Source organism: Rhodococcus wratislaviensis, from assembly GCF_900455735.1.
Taxonomy (GTDB): domain Bacteria; phylum Actinomycetota; class Actinomycetes; order Mycobacteriales; family Mycobacteriaceae; genus Rhodococcus_F; species Rhodococcus_F wratislaviensis.
On record NZ_UAUI01000020.1, the window covers coordinates 17,749 to 41,948 of the forward strand.

12 protein-coding genes are annotated in these 24,200 nt (G+C 68.4%); 8 read left to right on the forward strand and 4 right to left on the reverse strand.

Annotated features, from left to right (window positions below; all coding sequences use genetic code 11):
* Positions 1–191: 191 nt before the first annotated feature.
* Both DTA22_RS21860 and DTA22_RS21865 read left to right on the forward strand, forming a co-directional pair.
* Positions 192–12,875 (forward strand): amino acid adenylation domain-containing protein, encoded by a 12,684-nt coding sequence (locus tag DTA22_RS21860; RefSeq protein WP_112300872.1) that lies wholly within the window; start codon positions 192–194, stop codon positions 12,873–12,875.
* Positions 12,876–12,995: 120 nt separating this feature from the next.
* The gene (locus tag DTA22_RS21865; RefSeq protein WP_112300873.1) at positions 12,996–14,714 is read left to right on the forward strand and encodes a tyrosine-protein kinase domain-containing protein; all 1,719 of its coding nucleotides are present in this window, start codon (positions 12,996–12,998) and stop codon (positions 14,712–14,714) included.
* Here DTA22_RS21865 and DTA22_RS21870 read toward each other — a convergent pair.
* Positions 14,679–15,197, reverse strand: coding sequence for an arsenate reductase/protein-tyrosine-phosphatase family protein (locus DTA22_RS21870; RefSeq protein WP_011597644.1), 519 nt, complete (start codon positions 15,195–15,197; stop codon positions 14,679–14,681). The two genes, DTA22_RS21865 and DTA22_RS21870, sit on opposite strands and share 36 nt — an antisense overlap.
* A gap of 105 nt (positions 15,198–15,302) precedes the next feature.
* Between DTA22_RS21870 and DTA22_RS21875 the strand changes: the two genes are divergently transcribed.
* The 4 genes from DTA22_RS21875 (at position 15,303) to DTA22_RS21890 (ending at position 19,526) form a co-directional block, all read left to right on the forward strand.
* On the forward strand, positions 15,303–16,625 hold the full coding sequence (locus tag DTA22_RS21875) for a UDP-glucose dehydrogenase family protein (protein WP_112300874.1): 1,323 nt from the start codon (positions 15,303–15,305) through the stop codon (positions 16,623–16,625).
* Between the two features lie 117 nt (positions 16,626–16,742).
* A complete protein-coding gene (locus tag DTA22_RS21880; protein WP_112300875.1) occupies positions 16,743–17,708 on the forward strand; it encodes an esterase/lipase family protein in 966 nt (321 codons plus the stop codon).
* Between the two features lie 115 nt (positions 17,709–17,823).
* Positions 17,824–19,242: an Hsp70 family protein gene (locus DTA22_RS21885; protein ID WP_174233842.1), complete on the forward strand. Its 1,419-nt coding sequence runs from the start codon at positions 17,824–17,826 to the stop codon at positions 19,240–19,242.
* A gap of 50 nt (positions 19,243–19,292) precedes the next feature.
* A complete protein-coding gene (locus tag DTA22_RS21890) occupies positions 19,293–19,526 on the forward strand; it encodes a hypothetical protein (protein WP_255221777.1) in 234 nt (77 codons plus the stop codon).
* An 11-nt stretch (positions 19,527–19,537) separates the two neighbouring features.
* Here DTA22_RS21890 and DTA22_RS21895 read toward each other — a convergent pair whose 3' ends face one another.
* On the reverse strand, positions 19,538–20,839 hold the full coding sequence (locus tag DTA22_RS21895; protein ID WP_174233843.1) for a YibE/F family protein: 1,302 nt from the start codon (positions 20,837–20,839) through the stop codon (positions 19,538–19,540).
* A gap of 503 nt (positions 20,840–21,342) precedes the next feature.
* Between DTA22_RS21895 and DTA22_RS21900 the strand changes: the two genes are divergently transcribed.
* A complete protein-coding gene (locus tag DTA22_RS21900) occupies positions 21,343–21,861 on the forward strand; it encodes a hypothetical protein (RefSeq protein ID WP_112300877.1) in 519 nt (172 codons plus the stop codon).
* Between the two features lie 25 nt (positions 21,862–21,886).
* Positions 21,887–23,047 carry an MAB_1171c family putative transporter gene (locus DTA22_RS21905; RefSeq protein WP_245973334.1) on the forward strand — a complete coding sequence of 387 codons (1,161 nt, stop codon included), beginning with the start codon at positions 21,887–21,889 and terminating at the stop codon, positions 23,045–23,047.
* Here the strand turns inward: DTA22_RS21905 and DTA22_RS21910 are convergent.
* On the reverse strand, positions 23,038–23,478 hold the full coding sequence (locus tag DTA22_RS21910) for a hypothetical protein (protein ID WP_112300879.1): 441 nt from the start codon (positions 23,476–23,478) through the stop codon (positions 23,038–23,040). The two genes, DTA22_RS21905 and DTA22_RS21910, sit on opposite strands and share 10 nt — an antisense overlap.
* Positions 23,475–24,194 carry a helix-turn-helix domain-containing protein gene (locus tag DTA22_RS21915; RefSeq protein WP_037243474.1) on the reverse strand — a complete coding sequence of 240 codons (720 nt, stop codon included), beginning with the start codon at positions 24,192–24,194 and terminating at the stop codon, positions 23,475–23,477. The genes DTA22_RS21910 and DTA22_RS21915 overlap by 4 nt, the downstream gene beginning before the upstream one ends.
* Between the last annotated feature and the right edge of the window lie 6 nt (positions 24,195–24,200).

Below are 24,200 nucleotides of genomic sequence, written 5' to 3' on the forward strand. Positions count from 1 at the left end.
CGTGACGTATCGCTCACCGCCGCCCCTCGTGTGGAGGGCGGATGATTTGCCCAGTATTGTCTAGCCCACGTAACGAACCACGAGGCGCCCACGATGTAAGTCCCGTCGAGGCGCTGCCTCATAACTTTCGAGGTACGGCTGAGTGGCGGGACAAATGTGTGTCAAGGCCCTGTGAGGGCGCGGTGGGGGAAATGACTTCCTTTCCGCTTTCGCGTGCGCAACAAGCGCTGTGGTTCGCTCAGCAACTCGACCCGGCCGTGCCCTTCAATATCGCCCAATTCGTCGAGGTACGCGGACGGATCGACTACGACCTTCTCGTGTCGGCCACCGACCGCGGTTGTCGCGAGTTGGAGTCCGCTGTGGTCCGCCTGGTCGATGTGGCCGGTGAGCCCCATCAGGTGGTCGATCAGAGCATCCAGGATGCGCTCGTCTACCGGGATATGCGGGATCATGCGGATCCAGTCGCGGAGGCGCATCGCTGGATGACGGACGAATACAGCCGGCCACTCGACCTGATGACCGACCGGTTGATCGCCGCCACCCTGCTGCACCTCGGCGACGACCACTACTACTGGTTCTCCCGCACGCACCACCTGGTGATGGATGCATATGGCGCCATGGTGCTGATGAATCGTGTGGCGGACCTTTACACCCATTTCGTCAGCGGAACCGAGGCGCCGCAATCCAAGGCAATGAGTCTGCGCGCGATGTACGACGCGGAGAGCGAGTACCGAACCACCGACCGATACGTCCGCGATCGCGAGTACTGGGCGGCGCGAACCGCTGAACTGCCCGAACCGGTCCGGTTGACGGATCGGCATGCCCGGCCGACGTCTCCACCGCGCGTCGCCAGCCGTGTCATGGAGGCCGCCGTCGCGAGCCGGATCGAAGAACTGGCGCGCGCGTGGAACTCGTCCGAAGTTCCCGTCATCGTTGCCGCTTTCGCCGCGTATCTGGGACGCATGGCCGGTGCCACGGACGTAGTACTGAGCCTCCCTGTTTCGGCTCGAACCACGGCGTCCGCGCGCCATTCGGCCGGAATGATGGCGAACGTCGTTCCCCTCCGGGTCCGTCTCGATCCCGGCGGAAGCGTGGAAGGTCTGGTCCGGAAGGTTCAACTCGAACTGACGGGGGCATTGCGTCGGCAGCGGTACCGCCACGAGGACATGTGGGAAGGCCGCGCACAACCGTCCCGCCGCGGGTTCGGCCCGACCGTCAACGTGATGAACTTCCACCGCGAGATCGTGCTCGGCGAACTCGTGGGCGAGTTCAATGTGCTGACGACGGGAATTGCCGACGACTTGTCGCTCAACCTGTACCCGTCGGTAGACGGTCGCACCGTGCGCGTCGACTTCGAAGCCAACCCCGGCCGCTACGAAGCCGAGGAACTCGAGCGGCTGCTGTCGCGGTTCGTCGACTTTCTGGCCTCCTTCGCGGCGGTCGAGAGTCACGCCTTGGTGGGTGCAATCGACGTGCTCACCGCCGAGGAACTGGCCGACGCCCTGACGAGCGTTCCCAGCCGCGAGCCCGACGCGGCATGGTTGCACGAGTTGTTCCTGCGGCACGCCGTCGAACGCCCGGCCGCGGTGGCGGTCACGTTCGGAGACCAGTCGTTGACGTACGCGGAATTGGAGGCACGTTCCGCCGCGGTCGCCGCGTCGCTGACCGAGTCGGGAATCGTCGCCGGCGACATCGTGGCCGTCACGCTGCCGCAGTCGCCGGATCTGATCGCCGCGATCCTCGGGGTGATGCGGGCCGGCGGCGTCTACCTGCCCGTCGACCCGCAGTACCCGGCGGAGCGCATTCAGTACCTGCTGGACGATGCGAGGCCGGTGGCGGTGATCGCGGATGCGGCTGCGCCCCCCGTGAGTACTTCTTACCCACGGGCGGTTAATAAGTACTCACGAGCACGAAGTGCATATGTGATCTACACGTCCGGATCGACCGGCCGGCCGAAGGGCGTGCTGGTGACGCACGCCAATGTGCTGTCGTTGCTGGCGAATACGCGCGACGAGTTCGGGTTCGGGCACGACGACGTGTGGACGATGTTCCACTCACCGTCCTTCGACTTCTCCGTGTGGGAGATGTGGGGCGCGCTCACCGCCGGTGGCCGGCTGGTTCTCGTCGACCACTTCCTGGCCCGTTCACCCCGTGAATTCCAGGACTTGCTGGTCCGCGAGGGCGTCACCGTCCTCAATCAGACGCCGTCCGCGTTCGGTCAGCTGGCAGAGGTCGACGATCAGGCGGATCTGGCCGTGCGACTGCTGATCTTCGGCGGCGAAGCGCTCGATCCGACACCCGTGTGGCCGTGGCTCGAACGGCACCCCGGAGTGCGTGCCATCAACATGTACGGCATCACCGAAACGACCGTGCACGTCACCGGCACCGAACTCGACCCCGCGACCCGCGACGCGTCAACGACCATCGGACGCGCGTTACCGGGTGTGCTGACCTACGTGCTCGATTCGGCGTTGCGACCGGTGCCGCCGGGCGGTGTGGGGGAGCTGTATGTGGCCGGGGCGCAGGTGTCGTCCGGATATCTGCACCGCCGCGGGCTGACAGCGGAACGGTTCGTCGCGAACCCGTTCGTCGAGGGCACGGTGATGTACCGATCCGGTGATCTCGTCCGGTACCGCGGCGGCGGCCGTCTGGACTATGTGGGACGCGCCGACGCTCAGGTCGAGTTGCGCGGATACCGGATCGAACCCGGCGAGATCGAGGCCGCACTCCTGCGGCATCCCGACGTCGAACGAGCGGTGGTGCTCCTCCGCGACACGGCCGCCGGCCGGCAGCTCGTCGCATACGTGGTGGCTGACGCCGATCAGCCCAGCCTCACCCAGCATCTGCGGACGGTCCTGCCCGACCACATGGTGCCCGGTGCTCTGGTGCATGTTCCGGCCATTCCGTTGACCGTCAACGGAAAGGTCGACCGCGACGCACTCCCGGATCCGGGCGTCCTGCTCGAGGACGGGCAGGGCACCCACACCCCCATCGAGGACGTCGTGGCCGACGTGTTCGCCGAAGTGCTCGGCAACGCCGAGGTGGGGACGCGGCACAACTTCTTCGACCTGGGCGGCAACTCGCTGCTCGCCACCCGGGTGTCCGCGCGGGTGAGCGCTGTCTTCGACATCGATGTGACGGTGAAGGACGTGTTCGAGGCGCCCACCGTGGCCGAGTTGGCGTCCCGGATCGAGGAGCGTTCCGGTGGCGGGCGTCGACGTCCCCCGCTCCGGCCCGCGTCGAGCGACGGTCGCATTCCGCTTTCGCCGGCGCAGCAGCGGATGTGGTTCGTCAACCAATTCGACACCGGGGCATCGGGATACAACCTCCCGCTCGTCGTGCGCCTCGACGGGGATCTGGATGTGCACGCCCTGGCCTCCGCTGCCCGCGACCTGATCGAACGGCACCACACCCTGCGCACCGTCTACCCGTCCGATGCCGACGGTGTGCACCAGGTCGTGCTCGACGCGGGTGACGTCCCGCTGGACCTGACCCCGATCGCGCTGCCCGAGGACGCCGTCGATGCACACCTGCGGGCGTTCGTCGACAGCGGATTCGACGTGTCCGTCGACGCGCCCATCCGGTCGCGGCTGTATCGCGTCGGGCCGGAATCGCACGTGCTCGCGCTCGTGGTGCATCACATCGCCGCCGACGCGTGGTCGTTGACCCCGCTGATCCGCGACACGATGACGGCGTACCAGGCGCGGCTCGACGGCGGCGGCCCCGAATGGCTTCCACTGCCGGTGCAGTACAGCGACTACAGCGTGTGGCAACGGGCCGTCCTCGACGACGCATCCGCCGACGCCCTCCAGCAGTATTGGCTCGACACCCTCGCGGACCTACCCGAGCAGGTCACCCTGCCCGCCGACCGTCCGCGCGCAGCCGCGGCGTCCGGTCACGCCGGTACGGTCGGCATCGAACTCGACGAACAGCTGCACGACGCGCTGAACATGCTGGCCCGCAATGGTCGGGCCACCACGTTCATGGTGCTGCACGCCGCGCTGGCGGCCCTCCTCTCGCGGTACAGCGGCAGTCGTGACGTACCGATCGGCACGGCAGTCGCCGGTCGCACCGATCCGCAACTCGACGACATGGTCGGGATGTTCGCCGGCACCCTCGTGCTGCGCACCGCCGTGGACCCGACGGCGACCTTCGCGGAGCTGCTCGCCCACGTCCACGAACGGGACATCGCCGCCTACACGCACGCCGACATGCCGTTCGAGACTCTGGTCGAGCTGCTGAACCCGGCGCGGTCGACGTCCCACCACCCGCTGTTCCAGGTCGCGCTGTCGATGCAGCGGAGCCGAATCGGTCAGGTCACGCTGCCCGGGCTCACGGTCACACCTGTCGGTGACGTGGTGGACCGGGCGAACTTCGATCTGCAACTGACGGTCACCGAATCCGGGCCCGGCGGGCGTATGCACCTCGACTTTGGTTACGACGCAGACCTGTACGAGCAGTCGACGATCGAACACTTCGCGTCGCGGCTGGTGCGGTTCCTCGATGCCGTCAGCGCAGACCCTCAACTTCCGGTGGGCGACATCGACCTGTTCGATGCCGCGGAGCGCGCCGCACTGGTGCCTGCCGTCGGTCCCGCTGCCCCCGCGCCGTCGACGCTGCGCGAGATCCTGACCCGCGGCGCCGCCGTCGCGCCGGACGCGGTCGCGGTTTCCAGTGGGGGCGCCGAACTCACCTACCGCGAGCTGGACTCCCGTTCCGACGCCATGGCACGTGAACTCACCGAGAACGGTGCGGGACCCGGAAGCCTGGTTCCGTGGGCCGAGCCGAGGTCGGTGGACTCGGTGGTGCGACTGTGGGCCATTGCGAAGACCGGCGCGGCACCGGTGCTCTTCGACCCCGCGCGCACCACCTTCACCCCACGTGAGTGGCAAAGCGTGTCGGGGCACACTTTGCCGCTCACGTCCGAGGTGGCGTACGTCGTCTACACCTCGGGAACGACGGGCACACCCAAGGGCGTCATGGTGACGCACGGCGGTCTGGCTGCACTCGACGCCGATGTGCGCGAGCGGTACGCGGCCGGTCCCGGCTCTCGGATGCTGCACCGCGGCGCTATCGGATTCGACATGACGCTGCTCGAGGTCCTGGTCGCCGGGGCGTCGGGGGCCACGCTCGTGATCGCATCGGACGCCGAACACGCCGGTCCTGCGCTGGCCGACCTGATGGAACGCGACCGCATCACGCACGCGTGCATGACACCGACGATCCTCGCCACCCTCGGCGAACGAGAGTTGCCGGATCTGCAGGTGCTGATGGTGGGCGGTGAGCGGCTCGGCAGCGAACTGGTCAACCGGTGGGCGGCAGGACGTCGCCTGTACAACGCGTACGGACCCGCCGAGACCACCATGTACGCCGTCAGCACCGGACCGCTCGAGGTGGGGGAGCCGGTGTCGATCGGCACACCCGTGCACGGTGTGTCCGCGGTGGTACTCGACGACCGGCTCCGGCCGGTGCCTCCCGGCGTGTCCGGCGAGCTGTATCTGGCGGGCGGCGCGCTGGCTCGCGGCTACACGGATCAGCCGGGGCCGACGGCGGAGCGGTTCGTCGCGGCCGCAGACGGCACACGCCTGTACCGCACGGGTGACCTGGTGCGCTGGCGGAAGACCGCTGCCGGTCACGAGCTCGAGTACCTGGGCCGCAACGACTCCCAGATCAAGATGCGGGGAGTGCGCATCGAGCCGGCGGAGATCGACACCGTCATCGCCCGGCTCGCCGACGTCGTCTTCGCCGGCACCGTCGTGCGCACCACCGACGCCGGCACCGAGATGCTGGTGTCCTATGTGCTGCCGACCGGCCACATCGACACCCACGATCTGCGACGTCGCCTCGCCGAATCGCTGCCGGCATACCTGGTGCCGACCGCCGTGGTGGTGCTCGACGCCCCGCCGCCCACGGTGAACGGCAAACTCGACCTGCGGTCGCTGCCGATGCCGGAACTGACGGTCGCCGAGAACGAACCGCCGAACACCGACACCGAGCGCGCGGTGGCACGGGTGTTCGCGGATGTCCTCGGAATCGAGAACGTCGGCCGCGGAACGCATTTCTTCGACACAGGCGGCAACTCCCTGCTGGCCACGCAGCTCACGGCACGGCTCACCGACTCCGTGGGTCACGTGGTGCCGCTGCGAACCCTGTTCGCGCACCCCACCGTCGCCGAACTGGCCGAAGCCCTCGACGACGCCGTCCCCGAAACGGACCTGCGTCCCGCCCTCGTCGCCCGCCCCCGACCGGACCGCATTCCACTGTCCCGCAGCCAGTACCGCATGTGGGTGCTGAACCGCACCGATCCCGAGTCGCCGACGTACAACCTGCCCGCCACCGTGCGGATGGAAGGCGCGCTCGATATCGACGCGTTGACCGCGGCATTCGAGGACGTGATCCGGCGCCACGAGACGCTGCGGACGCGGTACCCCGTGGACGGCCATCCTTACCAGGAGATCCTCGACCCGGCCCCGCTCGACCTCGATCCGGCCGACGTGGACGATCCCGCCGAGTTCATGGAGGAGTTCGCATCCCGCGGATTCGACCTGACCCGGGACCGGCCCATCCGCGTCGCGCTGTTGCGCCTGAACCCGCGGTGTCACGTGCTGGCCGTGAACATCCATCACATCGCTGCCGACGGATGGTCGCTGACCCCGCTCGTCTCCGACGTGCTGAGCGCCTACGCCGCGCACGTCTCCGGGATTGCCCCGCAGGATGATCCGCTGCCGCTTCAATACGCGGACTACGCCGTGTGGGAGCGGGAACTGCTGAACGGCGAGTACGGGCAGCGCAGGGTCGAACACTTGCGTCGAGCATTGGACGGTGTCGACAGCACGTCGCCACTTCCGTCGGATCGGCCGACGAGCACGTCGCGGAGCGCAAGCGTCGTCGAATTCGAGGTCTCGGCGGGCGTGCAGCAGGCCGTCCACCACCTGGCCGCGGAATACCACGCGACACCGTTCATGATTCTGCACGCGGCGCTGTCCGTGGTGCTGTCGAGGCACGGTGCCCAGCCCGACGTCGTCATCGCCACGGCCGTGGCCGGGCGCGGGGAACGAGCACTCGATTCCCTGGTGGGCATGTTCGTGAACACCCTCGCGCTGCGGGCCCAGGTACAGCCGGACATGCCGTTCACCGGGCTCCTCGCCCAGGTCCGGGACTTCGACGTCGACGCATTCGAGCACGCCGACGTGCCGTTCGAGGTGGTGGCCGGACTGCTCGGCGGTCGGACCCCGCAAGTGGCGCTGGCACTGCAGAACCTGCAGATCCCCACCCTCGAGGCTGCGGGCATGACGGTGGCGGCCGAGGAATTCGACACCGGAACAGCGAAATTCGACCTTCACGTGACGCTCACCGAGATGTCCGACCGCGGTGCCCCCGCAGGTTTTCGCGGCGCCGCCGTGTACGCGGCCGACGTCTTCGATCCCGCAACGGTGGAGGCCGTGGTGACCAATCTCGGGCGGATGCTCGAGGCGATCTGCGCCGACCCCGGTGTCGCGGTCGGCGACCTCGTGCTGCCCGGTGCAGAACCCCTCGTCGGTGCGCAACCAGCGGGTGAGCGCACCCTCGCCGAGATCCTGACGGCGACCGCCGCCACGCACCCCGACAACGCTGCCCTCACCGACGGCGACGTCACGCTCACCTACCGCGAGCTGGACGAGCGTTCCGACGTGCGGGCGCGCGAGCTCGCAGCACTGGGTGTCGCACCGGGCGTTGTCGTTCCGATCGACCTGCGGCGGTCGTCGGAGTTCGTGGTCGAGCTCTGGGCGATCGCCAAGACCGGTGCGGCGTTCAGCCCCGTGAGCGGTTTCGGTGGCCAGGGCTACCAGAAGTGTGCACGGGACGTGGCGTACGTGATCCACACCTCGGGCTCCACGGGCACACCCAAGGCCGTCGCGGTCACGCACCGCGGATTGGGGCCGCTCACCGCCGAGGTGGTGCGGCGGTACCGGGTGGGCCCCGACGACCGCGTGCTGCACGGCTACAACCCGGCCTTCGACGCCGCCCTGCTGGAGATGCTGCTCGCCTTCGGATCGGGAGCCTGCCTGGTGGTCGCGCCCGCCGACGTCTTCGCCGGTGCCGAGTTGCACCGGCTGCTGGTCGATCAGCGTGTCACGCACTACCTTTCCACGCCGTCCGTTCTCGCCACACTCGACACGCGCGGGCTCGAGTCGGTGCGCGTCGTGGGTGTCGGAGGCGAGATTCTGAGCTCGGAACTGGCCGCGACGTGGAGTGCCGGACGCCTACTGCTCAACGCCTACGGTCCGACCGAGTCGACGGTGGTCGCGACGCTGACCGAAATCGACCCGGCGTCCGCGCACGATGCGGTGACGATCGGCGCGCCGATCCCCGGAACCACCGCGCTGGTGCTCGACACCCGGTTACGGGCCGTCCCCGTCGGCGGTGTCGGTGAGCTCTACCTCACCGGGCCCGGACTCGCCCAGGGATACCTCGGTGCACCCGACCGGACGGCGGAGCGGTTCGTCGCGGAGTCGGACGGGACCCGCATGTACCGCACCGGCGACGTGGTGCACCGACGAGCCGACGGCAACCTTTCCTTCATCGGCCGGGTAGACCGTCAGATCAAGCTGCGCGGCATGCGCATCGAACCGGCGCAGGTGGAGGCAGCCTTGCTGGACCTGCGCGGCGTCGAGCAGGCCGCCGTGTCGGTCCAGCGACACGACCTCGTCGCCTTCGTCGCCGGAACAGACATCGATCCTCGGACTCTGCGACAGCAGCTGACCGGCCACCTGCCCTCGTACCTGGTGCCGCCTCGGATCGTCACGATGGACACGTTGCCGCTCACCGCCAACGGCAAGCTCGATATCGCAGCGTTGGAGGCGTGGGACGACGACGTGATCGCGGCACCCCCGCGCACCGCCGTCGAGGAGATGGTGGCCGGCGTGTTCGCGGATGTTCTCGGCGCCAGGCACATTGGTGCCGGGCACAACTTCTTCGAAGCGGGCGGCGATTCGCTGTCCGCCACCGCGGTGACGGCCCGTCTGTCTGCGACGTTCGGCGTCGACGTCCCGGTGCGCGTGTTGTTCGAGAACCCGAGCCCCGAGTGGCTCGCTCGCTGGTTGGGCGGCCCCTCGTCGGGGGTGACGCGGCCGGTGCTCGCTCCACGTCCGAGCGGTGCGCGGGTGCCGCTGTCGCCCGCGCAGCAACGCATGTGGCTGCTCAGTCAGGTCAACCCCGATACCGCCCTGCACAACATGGTGTTCGTCACGCGGGTCGGGAGCGATGTCGACGCCGCAGCCCTCCAGCTCGCGCTACGGGACGTGCTGCAACGGCATTCGGTGCTGCGCACTGTCTTTCCCGTCGACGCCGAAGGCCCGCACCAGCTGGTGCTGCCCGCCGAGGCGGTGCCTGAGGATCTCGGCGCCGAAGCGGACTTCTCCGTCTGCACGTGGAGCTCTCGGCCGTTCGACCTCACCACCGAGACTCCGGTGCGGGTGAAGCTGTGGCGCAACCACACCGGTGACTACCTGCTCGGCGTCGTGGTTCACCACATCGCACTGGACGGCGGTTCGATGGGACCGCTGCTCACCGATCTCGACATCGCATACCGGTGCCGCGCCGACGGTACGGCCCCGCAGTGGGTGCCGCTGGCCGTGGACTACGCCGACTACGCGATCTGGATGCGCGAACTGCTCGGCGATGCCTCCGATCCCGGCAGTCTGGCCAGTTCCCAGCTCGAGCACTGGGCGGACGTGCTCTCCGGAGTGGGGGCACCGCTCGCGTTGCCGGCCGATCGTCCACGGCCGGAACTCCCCAGCCACATCGGGGCGAGTGTGGAATGGACGGTCGAGGAAGACCTGCGGGAGCGTATCGCCGCGCTGGCACGCAGCCGTGGAACGACAGTGTTCATGGTGCTCCACGCAGCCCTCGCGGTCCTCCTGGCGCGTGTGAGCGGACAGTCCGACGTGGTCGTGGGCACCGCGGTCGGCGGCCGCCCGGATCCGGTGCTCGACGACGTCGTGGGCATGTTCGTCGGCACCGTGGCACTGCGCACCGCGGTCTCGCCGGCGCAGTCCTTCGAGAACTTCCTCACGGACGTCCGCGCCGTCGACCTCGACGCACTCGCACACGGCGACGTCCCGTTCGACGACGTCGTGGCGCACCTCGCCCCACAACGGTCCGCGGCATACAACCCACTGTTCCAGGTGATGCTGACCTATCAGCGTGCTGTGGAGTACCCCCAGCTGTTCCTCGGCACGGACGAGTTCCATCCCGACGTGCAGGCAACGGAGTTCGACCTCGTGTGGGATGTGACCGACGCCGCCGAGGCGATGACGGTGCGCCTCGACTACGCCACCGACCTGTTCGACCGGCACACGGCACTGACACTCCTGCGGCGGTTCGGTGCGGTCCTCGAGGCCGCCCTGACCGACCCGGCGACAGCTGTCGGGGACCTCGAGATCCTCGACGACGCCGAACGCGCCCAACTCGAACAGGGCCCCCGGCCCGTGGCCGCGCCGCGGACGCTCGGCGACATCCTCGAAACCCGGGTTCGGGCAACCCCGTCTGCGGTTGCACTGGCGGACGGTGACAGGCAGTGGACCTATCGGGAGCTCGACGAGCTGTCGGACCGCTGGGCTCGCGCGCTGGCGGCACGCAATGTCGGGCCCGAGGACGTCGTCGCGGTAGCGACGACCCGCGGCCGGCACTGGTTGCTGGCGGTGTGGTCGGTGACCAAGGCCGGTGCCGCGTGGATGTCGCTGGATTCGACTCATCCTGCGGAGCGGCTCGACTGGATGCTGAAGGACTCGGGCGCCGTGCTCGGGTTGACGGTCGACGGCATCGGAGACCTGCCTCGATCCGTCGACTGGCTGCGCCTGGACGAGGAGCCCTCCGGTGACGCGGAGCCGCTGGAGTCCGAGGTGGACAACCCGGCCTACGTGCTCTACACGTCGGGGTCGACCGGTCGGCCCAAGGGGGTCGTCGTTCCACACCGCGGACTCACGACCCTGCTGGCCACCCCTGCATACGCCTCGGGCACAGAGTATTCCGACGCTGCGCGAGTGCTGCAGTTGACGTCCCCGACCTTCGATGTCTCGGTGTTCGAAATGCTGTGGGCGGTGTCGCTGGGAGGTGCCCTCGTCGTCGCACCCGCATTCAGCTTCGCCGGTGACGAATTGGCCGATTTCCTGGTGTCGCAGAAGATCACCCACCTCACCGCCACTCCTACCGTGCTGGCCTCGCTCGACCCCGAGGGGCTTCCGCCGTCGACCGTCGTCGTCGGGGGAGAGGCGCTGCCGACAGACCTTGCCGAACGCTGGGCGCGACGGCACCGACTGTTCAACGCCTACGGTCCCACCGAGTTCACCATCGACGCGTCCGTTGCGGGACCCCTCGAGCCCGGCCGTCCGATCACGATCGGAAGCCCCCTGGACGGCAACGCCGCCTTCGTCCTCGATTCGCGCCTGCACCCCGTCCCCGACGGGCTGACGGGCGAACTGTATCTGGCCGGTTGCGGCATCGCACGTGGATATGTGGGCCGAAGTGGTCTCACGGCAGGACAGTTCGTCGCGCATCCCTACGGCAAACCGGGGGAGCGGCTGTACCGCACCGGCGACGTCGTGCGGCGTGACCCGAATGGCGAACTGGAATACCTGGGTCGCAGCGACTCCCAGGTGAAGATTCGCGGAATCCGGGTCGAGCCCGCCGAGGTCGACGCCGTGCTGCTTCGGCACCCCGACATCCGGTTCGCCGCGACCATTGCGGTGCCGACGTCGACGGACACCGTGCTGGCGGCCTACGTCGGGGGCGCCGCGGACCTGTCGTCCAGGTCTGTCGTCGACTTCGCCCGCGGCCTGTTGCCGCGACACCTCGTTCCGTCCTCGGTGACGGTGCTGGACACGATGCCGCTGCTGCCTTCGGGCAAACTCGACCGCGGTGCACTTCCGGAGCCGAGAATCGAGCCGACCGAATCCGCAGCGCCCGCAGGCGAACTCGAAGTAGCGATCGCAGCGGTGTTCGCCGAGGTGCTGGGCGCCGCCGACATCCCCGCCGACGAAGCCTTCTTCACCCTGGGAGGCACGTCGATGGGCGCCGCCTCGGTGGCGACCGAACTGCGCCGCCGGCTGGAACGCGACGTGCCCATCGAGTGGATCTTCACCGACCCCACAGTGCAGCGACTGGCCGCGCGGATCGAAGACGGCACACGACCCGCGAGCTTCTTCGACACCCTGGTGGAACTCCGTCCTGCGGGAACGGGCGCGAGCGCGCCCCTGTTCTGTGTGCACCCGCTCAGCGGATTGGCCTGGTGCTTCAGCGGTCTCGCGGATCACGTCGGCGACCGTCCGCTGTTCGGACTGCAGGCGACCGGAGCACCGAATCTCCCCGAGACGCTGCCGGAGCTGGCCGCGCGGTACGTCGACGCGATCCGCGTCGTCCAACCGGAGGGCCCCTACCATCTGCTGGGCTGGTCGCTCGGCGGCACCATCGCCCACGAAATGGCTGTCCAGCTCCGCGAAGCCGGCCACGACGTGGCATCGACGGCACTCCTCGACACGCTTCTGCCGCAGCATCAGCCACCCGAACCGGAAACCCTGAGTGAGGACGAGTTGATCGCGCAGTTCGGCTCGTACGTGAGCGTCGAGCGACTGCGCGAGATCCGCGCCGTCATCGAGCGGCTCGAGATGATCGCGTCGACCCACAGCCCCCGCGTGTTCGACGGCGACATCGACCTGTTCGTGGCGGCCCGGGACCTGAACCGGCACCCGGACGTCGTGGACGCCTGGCGCGAGTACACCGACGGCGTCGTCACCGCGCACCACATCGATACCACCCACTCCGAGATGGCAGACCCGATACCGCTCGCCGAGATCGGCCGACTGCTTCGGAGATCGGGGGACCACGGCGGACCGTGACGCACGTGACGCCGACAGTGGACCTCATCACTACGATGTAGCGATTCAGTCGGGTCAAGACGATGTGAATGACAGCTCGATCGCGCCGCTGAGCGTGACGCAATTGGAAGAGACTCGATAATGGAAATTCAGGACTACCTGCGAATTCTGCAGTCACGTTGGAAAATCATCGCGATCACCACCGTCGTGGCGATCCTCGGTGCGCTCGGGGCGTCGTTGCTGACGACTCCCATCTACGAAGCGTCGACACGGTTGTTCGTCTCGACGTCCGCAGGATCGTCGGTGAACGAGGTGTACCAGGGAAACCTGTTCTCGCAGCAGCGAGTGACGTCGTACACCAAGCTGCTCACCGGTGAGACTCTCGCGCAGCGGACGATCGACAAGCTCGATCTCGGCGGCACCGCCTCGGCGCTCGCCTCACAGGTGAAGGCCAGCTCCGCGCCCGACACCGTGCTCATCGACGTGAAGGTGCAGGATCCGTCGCCGGAACGCGCCCGCGACATCGCCAATGCCCTGTCCGACGAGTTCGTCGTCATGGCCAGGGAGCTCGAGACCCCGGAGAAGGGCGGCGCCCCCGCCGCACGGGTCGTCGTCGAACAGCAGGCGCAGACCCCGTCGACTCCCGTCTCACCCAAGACGCTCCGCAACCTTGCCTTGGGTGCGGCGGTCGGACTCCTCCTCGGTATCGCCTTCGCCGTCCTGCGCGATCGCCTCGACAACACGGTCAAGGACCGGCGCACCGTCGAGGAACTGGCCGGTTCCGCACTGATCGGCACCATCCCGTTCGACAAGGAGCGGCAGACGCAGCAGGCCATCAATTTCGCGGAAGGCAACTCGTCGAGCGCCGAGTCCTACCGGGAGCTGCGGACCAACCTGCAATTCCTCGAGGTCGACAACCCGCCGCGTGTCATCGTCGTCACCAGTTCGCTGCCCACCGAGGGTAAGACCACCACCGCCATCAACATCGCGCTCGTGCTGGCGGAGGGCGGCCAGAACGTGTGCCTGGTCGAGGGCGACCTCCGTAAGCCGCGGGTGTCGAAGTACCTCGGTGTCGTCGGTTCCGTCGGTCTCAGCAGCGTGCTCGCCGGCAAGGCCGACCTCGACGCCGTACTCCAGCCGACGCAGTACTCGGGTCTCACGGTCCTGGCGTCCGGACCGATCCCGCCGAACCCGAGTGAGCTCCTCGGAACGGAGACGGCCCGCCAGGTGCTGGCCGATCTGCGCGGACGGTTCGACTACGTGATCGTCGACGCGTCACCGCTGCTGCCGGTCACCGACGCGACCGTGCTGACCGCGATGTCGGACGGCGCGCTGGTCATCGCGCGGCACGCCGAGACCAAGAGGGATCAGCTGTCGAGGGCGGCGGGCAACCTGCACAGCGTGGGCGCGACCATCCTCGGAACGATCATCACGATGACGCCGAGCCGCGGACGGGGCGTCTACGAGTACAAGTACTACTACGAGACCGACAAGTCTCTGCCGCAGATGCAGCAGGCCGCCCCCGTGCAGCCTCCCGTGCAGCAGCAGCCCCCTCAACACCAGGCACCTCAGCAGCCGCAGCCCGCTCCGTACGTTCGCGACGAATACCCGTCGCAGCAGTACGGTCCGAACGGGGGAGATCAGCAGGAAGTGCCCGCGTATCAGGGTGCTCCGGTGTACCAGGGCGCTCCGGCCTACCAGGGCGACCAGGGTCAGCAGTGGTACGGCAGTCCCGACCACTACGGCAACGAGCAGCAGGCGGGCGCTCCGGTGCCTCCCACACCGAGGCGCACCCGCCGCTACCGCGACGACCAGGAAGCCTGGTCAGAGACGGACGCTCCGCGCGACCACACCCAGTAGATCGGCGATCTCGGACCCGATGGTCAGGAAGGTGTCCTCGTCCTGCCCCATCGGGTCCGGAACGTCCTCCGGGGTCTCGTCGGCCTTGTGTTTGGGACGTGCCGCAGCCAGGTCGGCCACCGACTTCGCATCCGCCGCCTCCGCGAGCCGAGCCGCCTCCCGGAGCGTGAACGTCTTCTTCAGCTGCTCCGGGGCCAGCGCCAGCACCTTCTCGCGCTGACGCTCGGTCATCGTCAACACCAGATCGGCATCCGCCGCCAGGTCGGCGGTGAGCATCCGCGCGGTGAAATCGCTCGGATCACCGCCGAGCCCTTCGAGGACTTGCGCGGCCGTCGGTTCCATCGGGCGTCCGACCGCGGCGCGGGTACCTGCACTTTCGGCAGTCAGATCGGTGATCCCGAGCTCCTCGGCGTATGCCACTGCGAGGCGCTCAGCCGTTGGGGAGCGACAGACGTTTCCGGTGCAGACGAAGAGAACATGCATGGGCGAAGCATAGGGTCTCGCCTCGCACCGTTCGTACACGCACTGTTGGCTTCGAACATCAGTCCGGTAAATATCGCGCTCACCTGCACTGGTTATCAAGGGTGCATGCGCTGCACCGTGTTTGGAACCGGATACCTGGGAGCCACCCACGCCGCCTGTATGGCGGAACTGGGCCACGACGTCCTGGGCGTCGATATCGATCCCGGAAAAGTGGCGAAACTCTCCTCCGGGGAGGTCCCGTTCTACGAGCCCGGGCTGGGGGAGGTTCTGCGCCGGAACATCGACGCCGGCCGGTTGCACTTCACCACGTCGTACAGCGAGGCCGCCGAGTTCGCGGACCTCCACTTTCTCGGTGTCGGCACCCCTCAGAAGAAGGGGGAGTACGCCGCGGACCTGCGGCACGTGCACTCGGTGATCGACACGCTCGCGCCGCTGCTCGATCGTCCGGCCGTCATCGTCGGCAAGTCGACCGTTCCCGTCGGGACGGCGGCGGATCTGGGTGCGCGGGCCCGGGCGCTCGCGCCGGCCGGTGACGCCGTGGAAGTGGCGTGGAATCCGGAGTTCCTGCGGGAGGGCTTCGCCGTCGAGGACACCCTGCACCCCGACCGGATGGTGCTGGGGGTGGACCGGCAGCGCCCCGGACGCGCGGAGACCGAGTTGCGCGAACTGTATGCCCGCCTGCTCGGCGAGGACATTCCGTTCCTGGTCACCGACCTCGCCACCGCGGAACTGGTGAAGGTCTCGGCCAACGCGTTCCTCGCCACCAAGATCTCGTTCATCAACGCCATCTCCGAGGTGTGCGAGGCCACCGGCGCCGACGTCACGCAACTCGCCGACGCCCTCGGATACGACGCGCGGATCGGCCGGCGCTTCCTCAACGCCGGTCTCGGCTTCGGCGGCGGCTGCCTGCCCAAGGACATCCGCGCGTTCATGGCGAGGGCGGGTGAGCTGGGCGCGAACCAGGCACTGCACTTCCTCCGTGAGGTGGACAGCATCAACATGCGGCGCCGCACCCGGATGGTGGAGTTGGCGGCGCAGGTGTGCGGAGGTTCGCTGCTCGGCGCCAACGTCGCCGTACTCGGCGCCGCCTTCAAGCCCGAATCCGACGACGTCCGCGACTCGCCGGCACTCAACGTGGCGGGAATGATGCAGTTGCACGGGGCGGTGGTCAGCGTCTACGACCCGAAAGCCCTGGACAACTCGCGGAGACTGTTCCCCACGCTGAACTACGCGACGTCAGCGGTCGAGGCGTGCGACAACGCCGACGCCGTGCTTCTGCTCACCGAGTGGGCGGAGTTCGCGGCCCTGCAACCGGAGGATCTGAACGATGTGGTGCGTGCGCGGGTGATGGTCGACGGCCGCAACTGTCTCGACGCCTCGGACTGGCGCACCGCGGGGTGGGTCTATCGAGGTCTCGGGAGGGGATAACGCGCGCAGATAACGGATCGTGACCTCGAGGTTCCCTGCGATAACGGGTTGACGATCCCCGCTCCCGGCGCATCGGCGGGCGGTAGCGTCAGCCTCAATCGCAACGGAGGGCTGGCGATGTCGAAGGCACGTCACGGATCCCGACTCGCACTCCTCGCTGCCGTTGTCTGTATCTGTGGGCTCGGCAGTGCGCCTGCTCAGGCGGCGGAAGTCCCGACCCTGCCGGGTCCGGCGCAATCCGACGCCGGCGCGGCGATCGCGTACGCGAAGCACCATCCGCATTCTGCGCCGCCCGGGACCAACGACTTCACGTGCCGCCCCGGTCCCGCGCACCCCCACCCCGTGATCCTCGTCCACGGGAGCGACGGCAGTGCCTACTCGAACTGGGCCGGGTTGAGCCCGAAATTGAAAGCCGCCGGCTACTGCGTGTTCGCCCTGAACTACGGACAAAAACCCGGCACCGAGCACTACGGAATGCAGACGATGACACAGGGGGCAGCCGAACTCGAGGTCTTCGTCGACGACGTACTGGCCGCAACCGGTGCGGACCAGGTCGACCTGATCGGGCACTCACAGGGCGCGACGGTGGCCCGGTACTACATCAACAGGCTGGGCGGGGCCTCGAAAGTGAACCGCTGGATCGGCATCGCGTCGCCGTCCTACGGTGGAACGTTCTTCGGGATCGCCACGGCTCTGCAGACGCTGCCCGGCGGCAACGAACTGATCGTGGGGATCGGTTCGGAGGCGCTCGCCGAGCAGGTGCAGGGGTCGCCGTTCCTCACGGCACTCAATGCGGGCGGTGACACCGTCCCCGGCGTCGAATACACCACGATCGGGACGCGGTACGACGAGGTGATCCAGCCGTACACCAACGTCGCGCTGCACGACCCCGGTGCCACCAACATCCTCGTTCAGGACCTGTGCCCGCTGGATCAGACCGGGCATTTCAACCTGCCCTACGACCCGTTCTCCCAGCAACTGGTGCTCAACACGCTCGATCCGGCACACACGATCGTGCCGCCCTGCACGTTCGTGCCGCTGGGCACGGGCATCGCGGGAGTGATCATCGCGAGCAACTTCTGAGTTGCCTCCCGCCGAACGGTGGCTCGGTTGCCCCGTCGGACCGCTTCGCTAGACTGCGGGCCATGGAGTGGGGGGATTCCGGATCGAACCCGTGCACAGTCGAGTTAGGCGGCCCATGAGTTCGGTTCTAGGTGTGTCGGTCGGTGCGAGCGCTGTGCGCTTGGCGCGACCCGACTCCGTGAACCGTGACGACGCCGGGAGCCGGCTCGTTCCCGATTTCCGGGCCCAGGTCGTCGCCGCGGGCCGGGATCTACCGGAGGAACTTGCCGCCGAATCGATCGGCGTCGTCCTCGCCGGGGCACCCGACGCCGGGCAGGTCCACGCCACCGGGGTCGCCTACCGCGACGAAGCCCAGGCAGGCGCCGTCCAGGCGGCGATGGCCCGGCAGCAGCTCGCGAACTACCAACTAGTCACCGAGGCCGCGGCGGCGCTGAAGTTCCTCGACGTCTCGGGCGCCCTCGGCGCACATGCAACGCTCGTGTTCTACGACCTGGGCAGCTCCGGGCTCACCGTGAGCGTCGTCGACCGGGCGTCGGGTGAGGTGGTGGAGACCGTCCGCACCGACACGGTGAGCGGAGACGTCTTCGACCGGCTGATCCGCGACAACCAGTTGGAGAACAACCGAATCGAGGAGCCCGGGGACGCGGCCGCAGGCGTCGCCCTCGACCTCCGCTGTCGTGAGGCGAAGGAGCGCCTGTCCACCGGCGGCGCCGTCGCGGTGCCGGGTGACGGCGGGCTGCTGTTGCTGTCCCGCGACGTCTTCGACGCGCTGATCGGTGTCACCGTCGAATCCTCGGCGCGCCTCGCCCGCGACGTCGTCACGAGGTCGGGTCGAGCGCCCGATGCCGTCGTGCTCATCGGCGGCGGTGCCCGCATTCCCCTGGTGCGGTCGGTGCTGCAATCGTGGCTCGGGTTGCCGGTCGTCGTTCCCGATCACCCCGAACTCGTTGCGGCACAGGGTGCTGCGCTGCTCGCCCAGCAGGTGGTTCCGCCACCCGCCGAGGTCGCCAAGGTCCTCCCGCCGCCATCCACACCGCAGTCGGCACCGGACGCAGTCGTATCCACCCACCAGGCTCCGAGCACAACCGTCGCACGCACCGGTGCGCCGTCGAGTACTCCGTCCTGGCTGAGCGCTGCCGCGCCGCCGCCGAGTCAGCAGGTGGCCAAGCCCCAGATCCGGGGGGCCGCGCTGGCGGGCAGCGCGCTCGCCGTGGTGGCGGTGATCGGGCTCGGGCTCGGGTACGGCAAGAACCTGTTGGCCCGCACGGAGGGCTCGTCTCAGCCGGTGACCACGCAACTCACCCCCGAGTCGCCGGTCGTGACCGAGGTGGCCACGCCGTCGCCGACGACGGTCCCGCCGTCTCCGACGTCCGCGGCCGTCGAAGCGCCGGTCCAGACGGCGTCGCAGATCCGGATTCCCGAGCCGGCGCCCGCGCCGCCGCCTCCACCGCCCCCACCACTGTTCCCCGGTCTGCCGCAGATCCAATTGCCGCCGCTCCAACTGCCCGAACTCCCCAGGTTCCCCGGAACGTAGTCGCCGCCGTTCTCCGGGCCTACGATGGGAATGGTTCCGGCGTAGAGAGGATGTGTGCAGTGACTGCAAATCCAGCGGAGTTCCACAGCACTCCCAACGTTCCCAGGCCTTCGGCGGCCTCGCCGGCAGAAACGCGCCGGCTCGTCGCCTATTCCAAGCCGATCCTGAAGATGTTCCCGCCCACCAGCGAGCATGCGGCCAAGGTGACGATGCTGACCGTCTACGCGCTGATGATCATCGCCATCGTCTTCATCATCCTCCGGGAGTTCGGCGTCTTCAGCTAGCGGTCGCCGCGCTACTTCGAATGGCGGCCACCGCGTGACGGCGTGATCGCGGGCGCCCTGCCGGAGGGACCCGCGCCGATCGGACGTGCCAGCATCACCGCGATCGCGGTGGTCAGCGGAACCGACAGCGCGAGGGCGATGCCACCGACCGCCGAACGCACGATCTCGATGGCCACGGCATCGCTGAGCAGCACGTCCTGGATCGACCGCCCCGCAACACTGAACAGCAACAGCAGCGGCAGCGCCCCGCCGGCATACGCGAGGACGAGGGTGTAGACGGTGCTGGCGATGTGATCGCGACCGACGCGCATCGCCGAACCGAAGATCTGACGCCGGGACGCGTCGGGGTCGAGCGACGCCAGTTCGAACGCCGACGCCGCCTGCGTGATGGTGACGTCGTTGAGCACACCGAGCGAGCCGATGATGAACCCGGCCAGCAGGAGGCCGGTGATGCTGACGTGCTGGATGTACGTCTGGACGTTGGTGTTCTGTTCCTCGGAAAGCCCTGTCAGACGAGTCATCTCGATGGTGGCGTAGGACAGGATCGCGGCCACCAGCATCGACGCGAGAGTGCCCAGCAACGCCGAACTCGTTCGCAGGGAGACACCGTGCGCGAGGTACAGCACGGCATACAGGATCACGGCGCCAGAGACGAGAGCCACCGGGATCGCGGGTTGTCCGTCCAGCAGGGCCGGGAGCGTGAACAGGACGAGCACGCCGAACGAAACCACGATGCCGACGAGCGCCCGGAATCCGCGCCAGCGCGCGACCGCGATCACGACGACGGCGAACGCGAGTGCGATGAGAGTGACGGGCAGGCCGCGGGCGTAATCCTCGAACGAGTACTCCGTTGTGCCGTTCACGTCCGTCTGACGGGACAGCCGGATGCTCTCGCCCACCCGGAGGTCGGGTTGCCCGGGTCCGGGAATGATTTCGAGCAGCGTCTGGGTACCGGTGTTGGGACCGGACTCGATGTCGACGATGCTGCGCTGGCACTCGTACGCGCCGGCGGGCGGCGGCAGCGGGGCGCCGGTGAAGACGCGCCCGGCCGACGGGCTTCCACAGTCGCCGATGTTCTGCATCGTGACCGTGCCCGACTCCGTGACGACCGCACCGCCCTGGGCGCTCTGGAAGGGCTGTTCGACGTCGACGCCCGGTTTGCCGGGCCACAACGCGATAACGCCGATGAGCACCGCGATGCCGATGGCGACGAGGAGCCCGACGACCACCTTGGCGGCCACGGGCCCCATCGGGGCCGGTCCGTCGCTGTGGCCGTGGCCGTGTCCGTGTCCGTGTCCGTGGAATTCGCTCATCGGCCGCATCGCGTCGGCTGCTGGGGGGATTGTCTCGGCACGCACGACAGGGTAGTCGGACGGCGACCGGCGACGCTGTGACGGAAGGGGCGTGCGGTGCCGGTGGTGCCACACTGTCAGGCGCGTATTGCTCTCGTGTCGCTTATATGTCGCCGGTGTGATTAGATATCGAAGCATGGCACGCAGCAGCTAATCTGCAGCGAACGCCGAACTCCACGCAGAGGTGGTCCGGAACTCCGAACGAGGGGTGTGTTCCGCGGACGCTGAGCCGCTGCGTGGAGAGATTTGCCGAGCTGGGTGGCGGGGTACAGGGGGGGTTGACCCCGCCACCAACCTGGCGCCCACAGGGGGGGAGGGGCGACAGGTGCTCGAGGCACTCGAGGTGCCGGTTGCCAATCTACCGACACGGTAGGGGTATTCGTCAACCGGGTAGGTGAAATCGCCCACATGTCGTGACCTCGCACCCCGACGGCCTAGGATTATGGCCGTTCGGAGGTGTTCCAGTGCGAATCTCGCGGCAGTCGCGATCCAGCAACCATCTTCGCCGGATCGTGGCGGAGATGGGTATTCCCGTGCCCTGGAACAGGGATCAGCTCGTCGCCGGCGTCGCAGCCCGTCGTGGGCGTCCTATTCACCTGGTCCCGGTGTCGCACTCCCTGGTCCAGGGCGGTCATTCCGGTCTCTGGCTCGCCCGGGCCGAGGACGACGTGATCCTGTATGCAGCAGGAACGTCGGACGTGCACGCCACCCACATCATCTGCCACGAACTGGCACACATGGAGCTCGGCCACGACCGCGACACGGTCGGGGACACCTCCGTCGACTCGACAGTGCTGTCGGTGACCGCGCCGTCGGTCGACACGGCGCGCGTGGTCAAAATGCTCGGCCGGTCCAACTATTCGAACGACCAGGAATACGAGGCGGAGCTTCTCGCCACCCTGATCATGGCGGGTCGCCGAGCGAGGACGAGCGACGACACCGTCGGTGACGCACGGGTGTCGCGGATGCTCGGAACGTTCTGACGCCGTGTACGAACCGCCCACCTATGTGAGCTGGCCACTCCTGGCCGTCGTGTGGGGGACGACCCTCCTGCGCCTGGCTCTCGTCCGGTCGACGGTCGCCGAACGCCGGATGAACGCCGCCCTCGTCTTCGCCTCCCTCTCCCTGGTCCTCCAGAGATCGCTGGCGCAGGTCTGGCTCGACCGCTGGTTCGGCTACGGATTCGCGAACACTCTCAGCAACGTCTGCATCATCCTCACCGCGGCGTCGCTGATCAGCCTGTTCTCCGCGTGGGCACTCGGCCCGTCGCGTCTTCCCCGAATCCACGTCGTCTCGCTGTCGATGTGTGCCGTCGCGGGGGCAATCCTCATCGGCCTCAGCGCGCCGGCGCGATCGCGGGGCGTCGCCATCGCCGACGAGGGTGGCTGGCCCTTCGCGGCGTACTGCATCACGTACGCGGTTCCGATCCTGTCCGTCGCCCTGCTCAACCTCTGGATCTCGCTGAAGGCCGTGCGCACCGCGACACCGGGACGCGAGCGCCGGGTGTTTCTCGCGGTCATCGCCCTGTCGTTGTTCGAGGTGTTCGACATGGGGGTCGTCGTGACGACCGGTGTGGTCAACGCGGTCAGCGAAGACAACGCCCTGACCGAATCGCACAGCGACTCGGGGGCGTTCATCCGCCTGCTCGTCGTGTCGGCGGGCGCGCTCATCTCGGTCGGACCGGTGGTACGGGTGCTCGGTCACCGGCGGCGGTCGCGGCGGGTCACCCGGCGTCTGCAGCCGATATGGCTGACCCTGACCGGCGCGGTGCCCGAAGTGGTCCTGGAACTGCGACCGGCGGATCGCCGGGCACTGTCGTCCCGGAGCCGCCTGGACCGCATGAGCGTCGAGATCCGCGACGCGATCATGATCCTCGACCGGCACGTGGTGTTCGAACTCGGCGGGCATACCGGCGCCGCGCCGCCCGTGGTCACCGCGACGCGACTGCACCTCGCGTGCCTGGCCCGCAGGGCCGGTCACCGCGCGCACGGCACAGGCGGGACGGCGCACCTGTTCACGACCGACGTCGGCGGCGAACCGTGGGAGCTGGCCCGGCTGGCCGATCACTGGCGGGACGCCGAGCATCTGGCGGCCGAACTGTGGGCGCGTCGCCTCCCTCAGTTCGGCGGCCCCGCGGACCCGTCGGCGCGCGTCCCCGCTCAGGTCTGACGAGGGTCCGGGGCCGCGACCGGCACCGGTCCGTGACTCCGCCGCAGATTCTCCAGAAGGGGAATCAGCGATTCCATTTCCGCCGTGGTCGGCTCCGCGGATGCGTCGAGCGATCGCATCGACAGGTGCCGGACGCCGGCCTCGCGGACCGCGATCTTGAAACGGACCAGCGTGTCGTAGTCGTGATAGCCGTCGGCGGCGAGGTACTGCTCTGGGGCGTGGAAGTGCTGCGCGACCGCCCGCAGGACGTCGGGCTCGGGCGCGGGGTGATCGTTTCTGCGCAGGGACTCGATCTCGGACGGCTCGACGGGACGGCCGAGGATCCGCGACACACCCGCGGCGACGGTGTCGTCACCCGGTTCGGGACCGTCGAGGTCGTGGGCCAGCGAGAAGAGGCGGTTGACCCGCACCGACAGTGGCACGCCGTTCATGCGTTCACCTCCGCGTCTCCGCTGCGTTCGGGATCCTCGGTGGCCACGAGTTTCACCGCGTCCTCCCATCGCCGCCAGAAGCGCTCCCGGGTGGCCGCGTCGAGATCCTCTCCGCGGCCGTAGAGGAAGCGGCGATACCGCGCTTCCTCGAGCTCACGCGGGTCGGTCACCGTGGACGGTTCCTCCAGCAGATGACCGAACGCGAATTCCACCAGCGGTTGGCGCGGCCCGGCGGGTCCTCCGTTGACTTCCAGCAACCGCGTCACGTACGCGCCGGTGATCTTCGAGACCACCCGGCTCAGTTCGCCCGCCGCTTCAGCGAGGCCCGGAACCTCGGGATGCGCCGCGCTCAGCTTCGTGATCTGGGTGTGCGGCCCCAGGATCTCGATGATCGTGTCCAGATCCAGCGGAATCTCCGACGGCCCGAGCGTCAGCGGGCGCGCGGTAGGCGACCGGTCGTCCCCGTCGAGCGCCTCGAGCGGGGTCGGATGGCCGCCGTCGAGGGTGCGAGCCGCGCTGCCCGGAGCCCAGCGGAGCGCGACATCCAGCTTGCGGAGGGTCTCGATGCTCGGATCCGGGCCGGTCCCGTTCTCGGCACGCGTCTGAGCTGCGTCGGACGGGCCACCCGCGGCCGTGACCTCGTCCTGTGTCAGGTTCAGCAAACGCCGCCGTCGGTGGACGAATTGTCCGAAACGCGCGCGGGTGCTGGTGACCATGCTTTT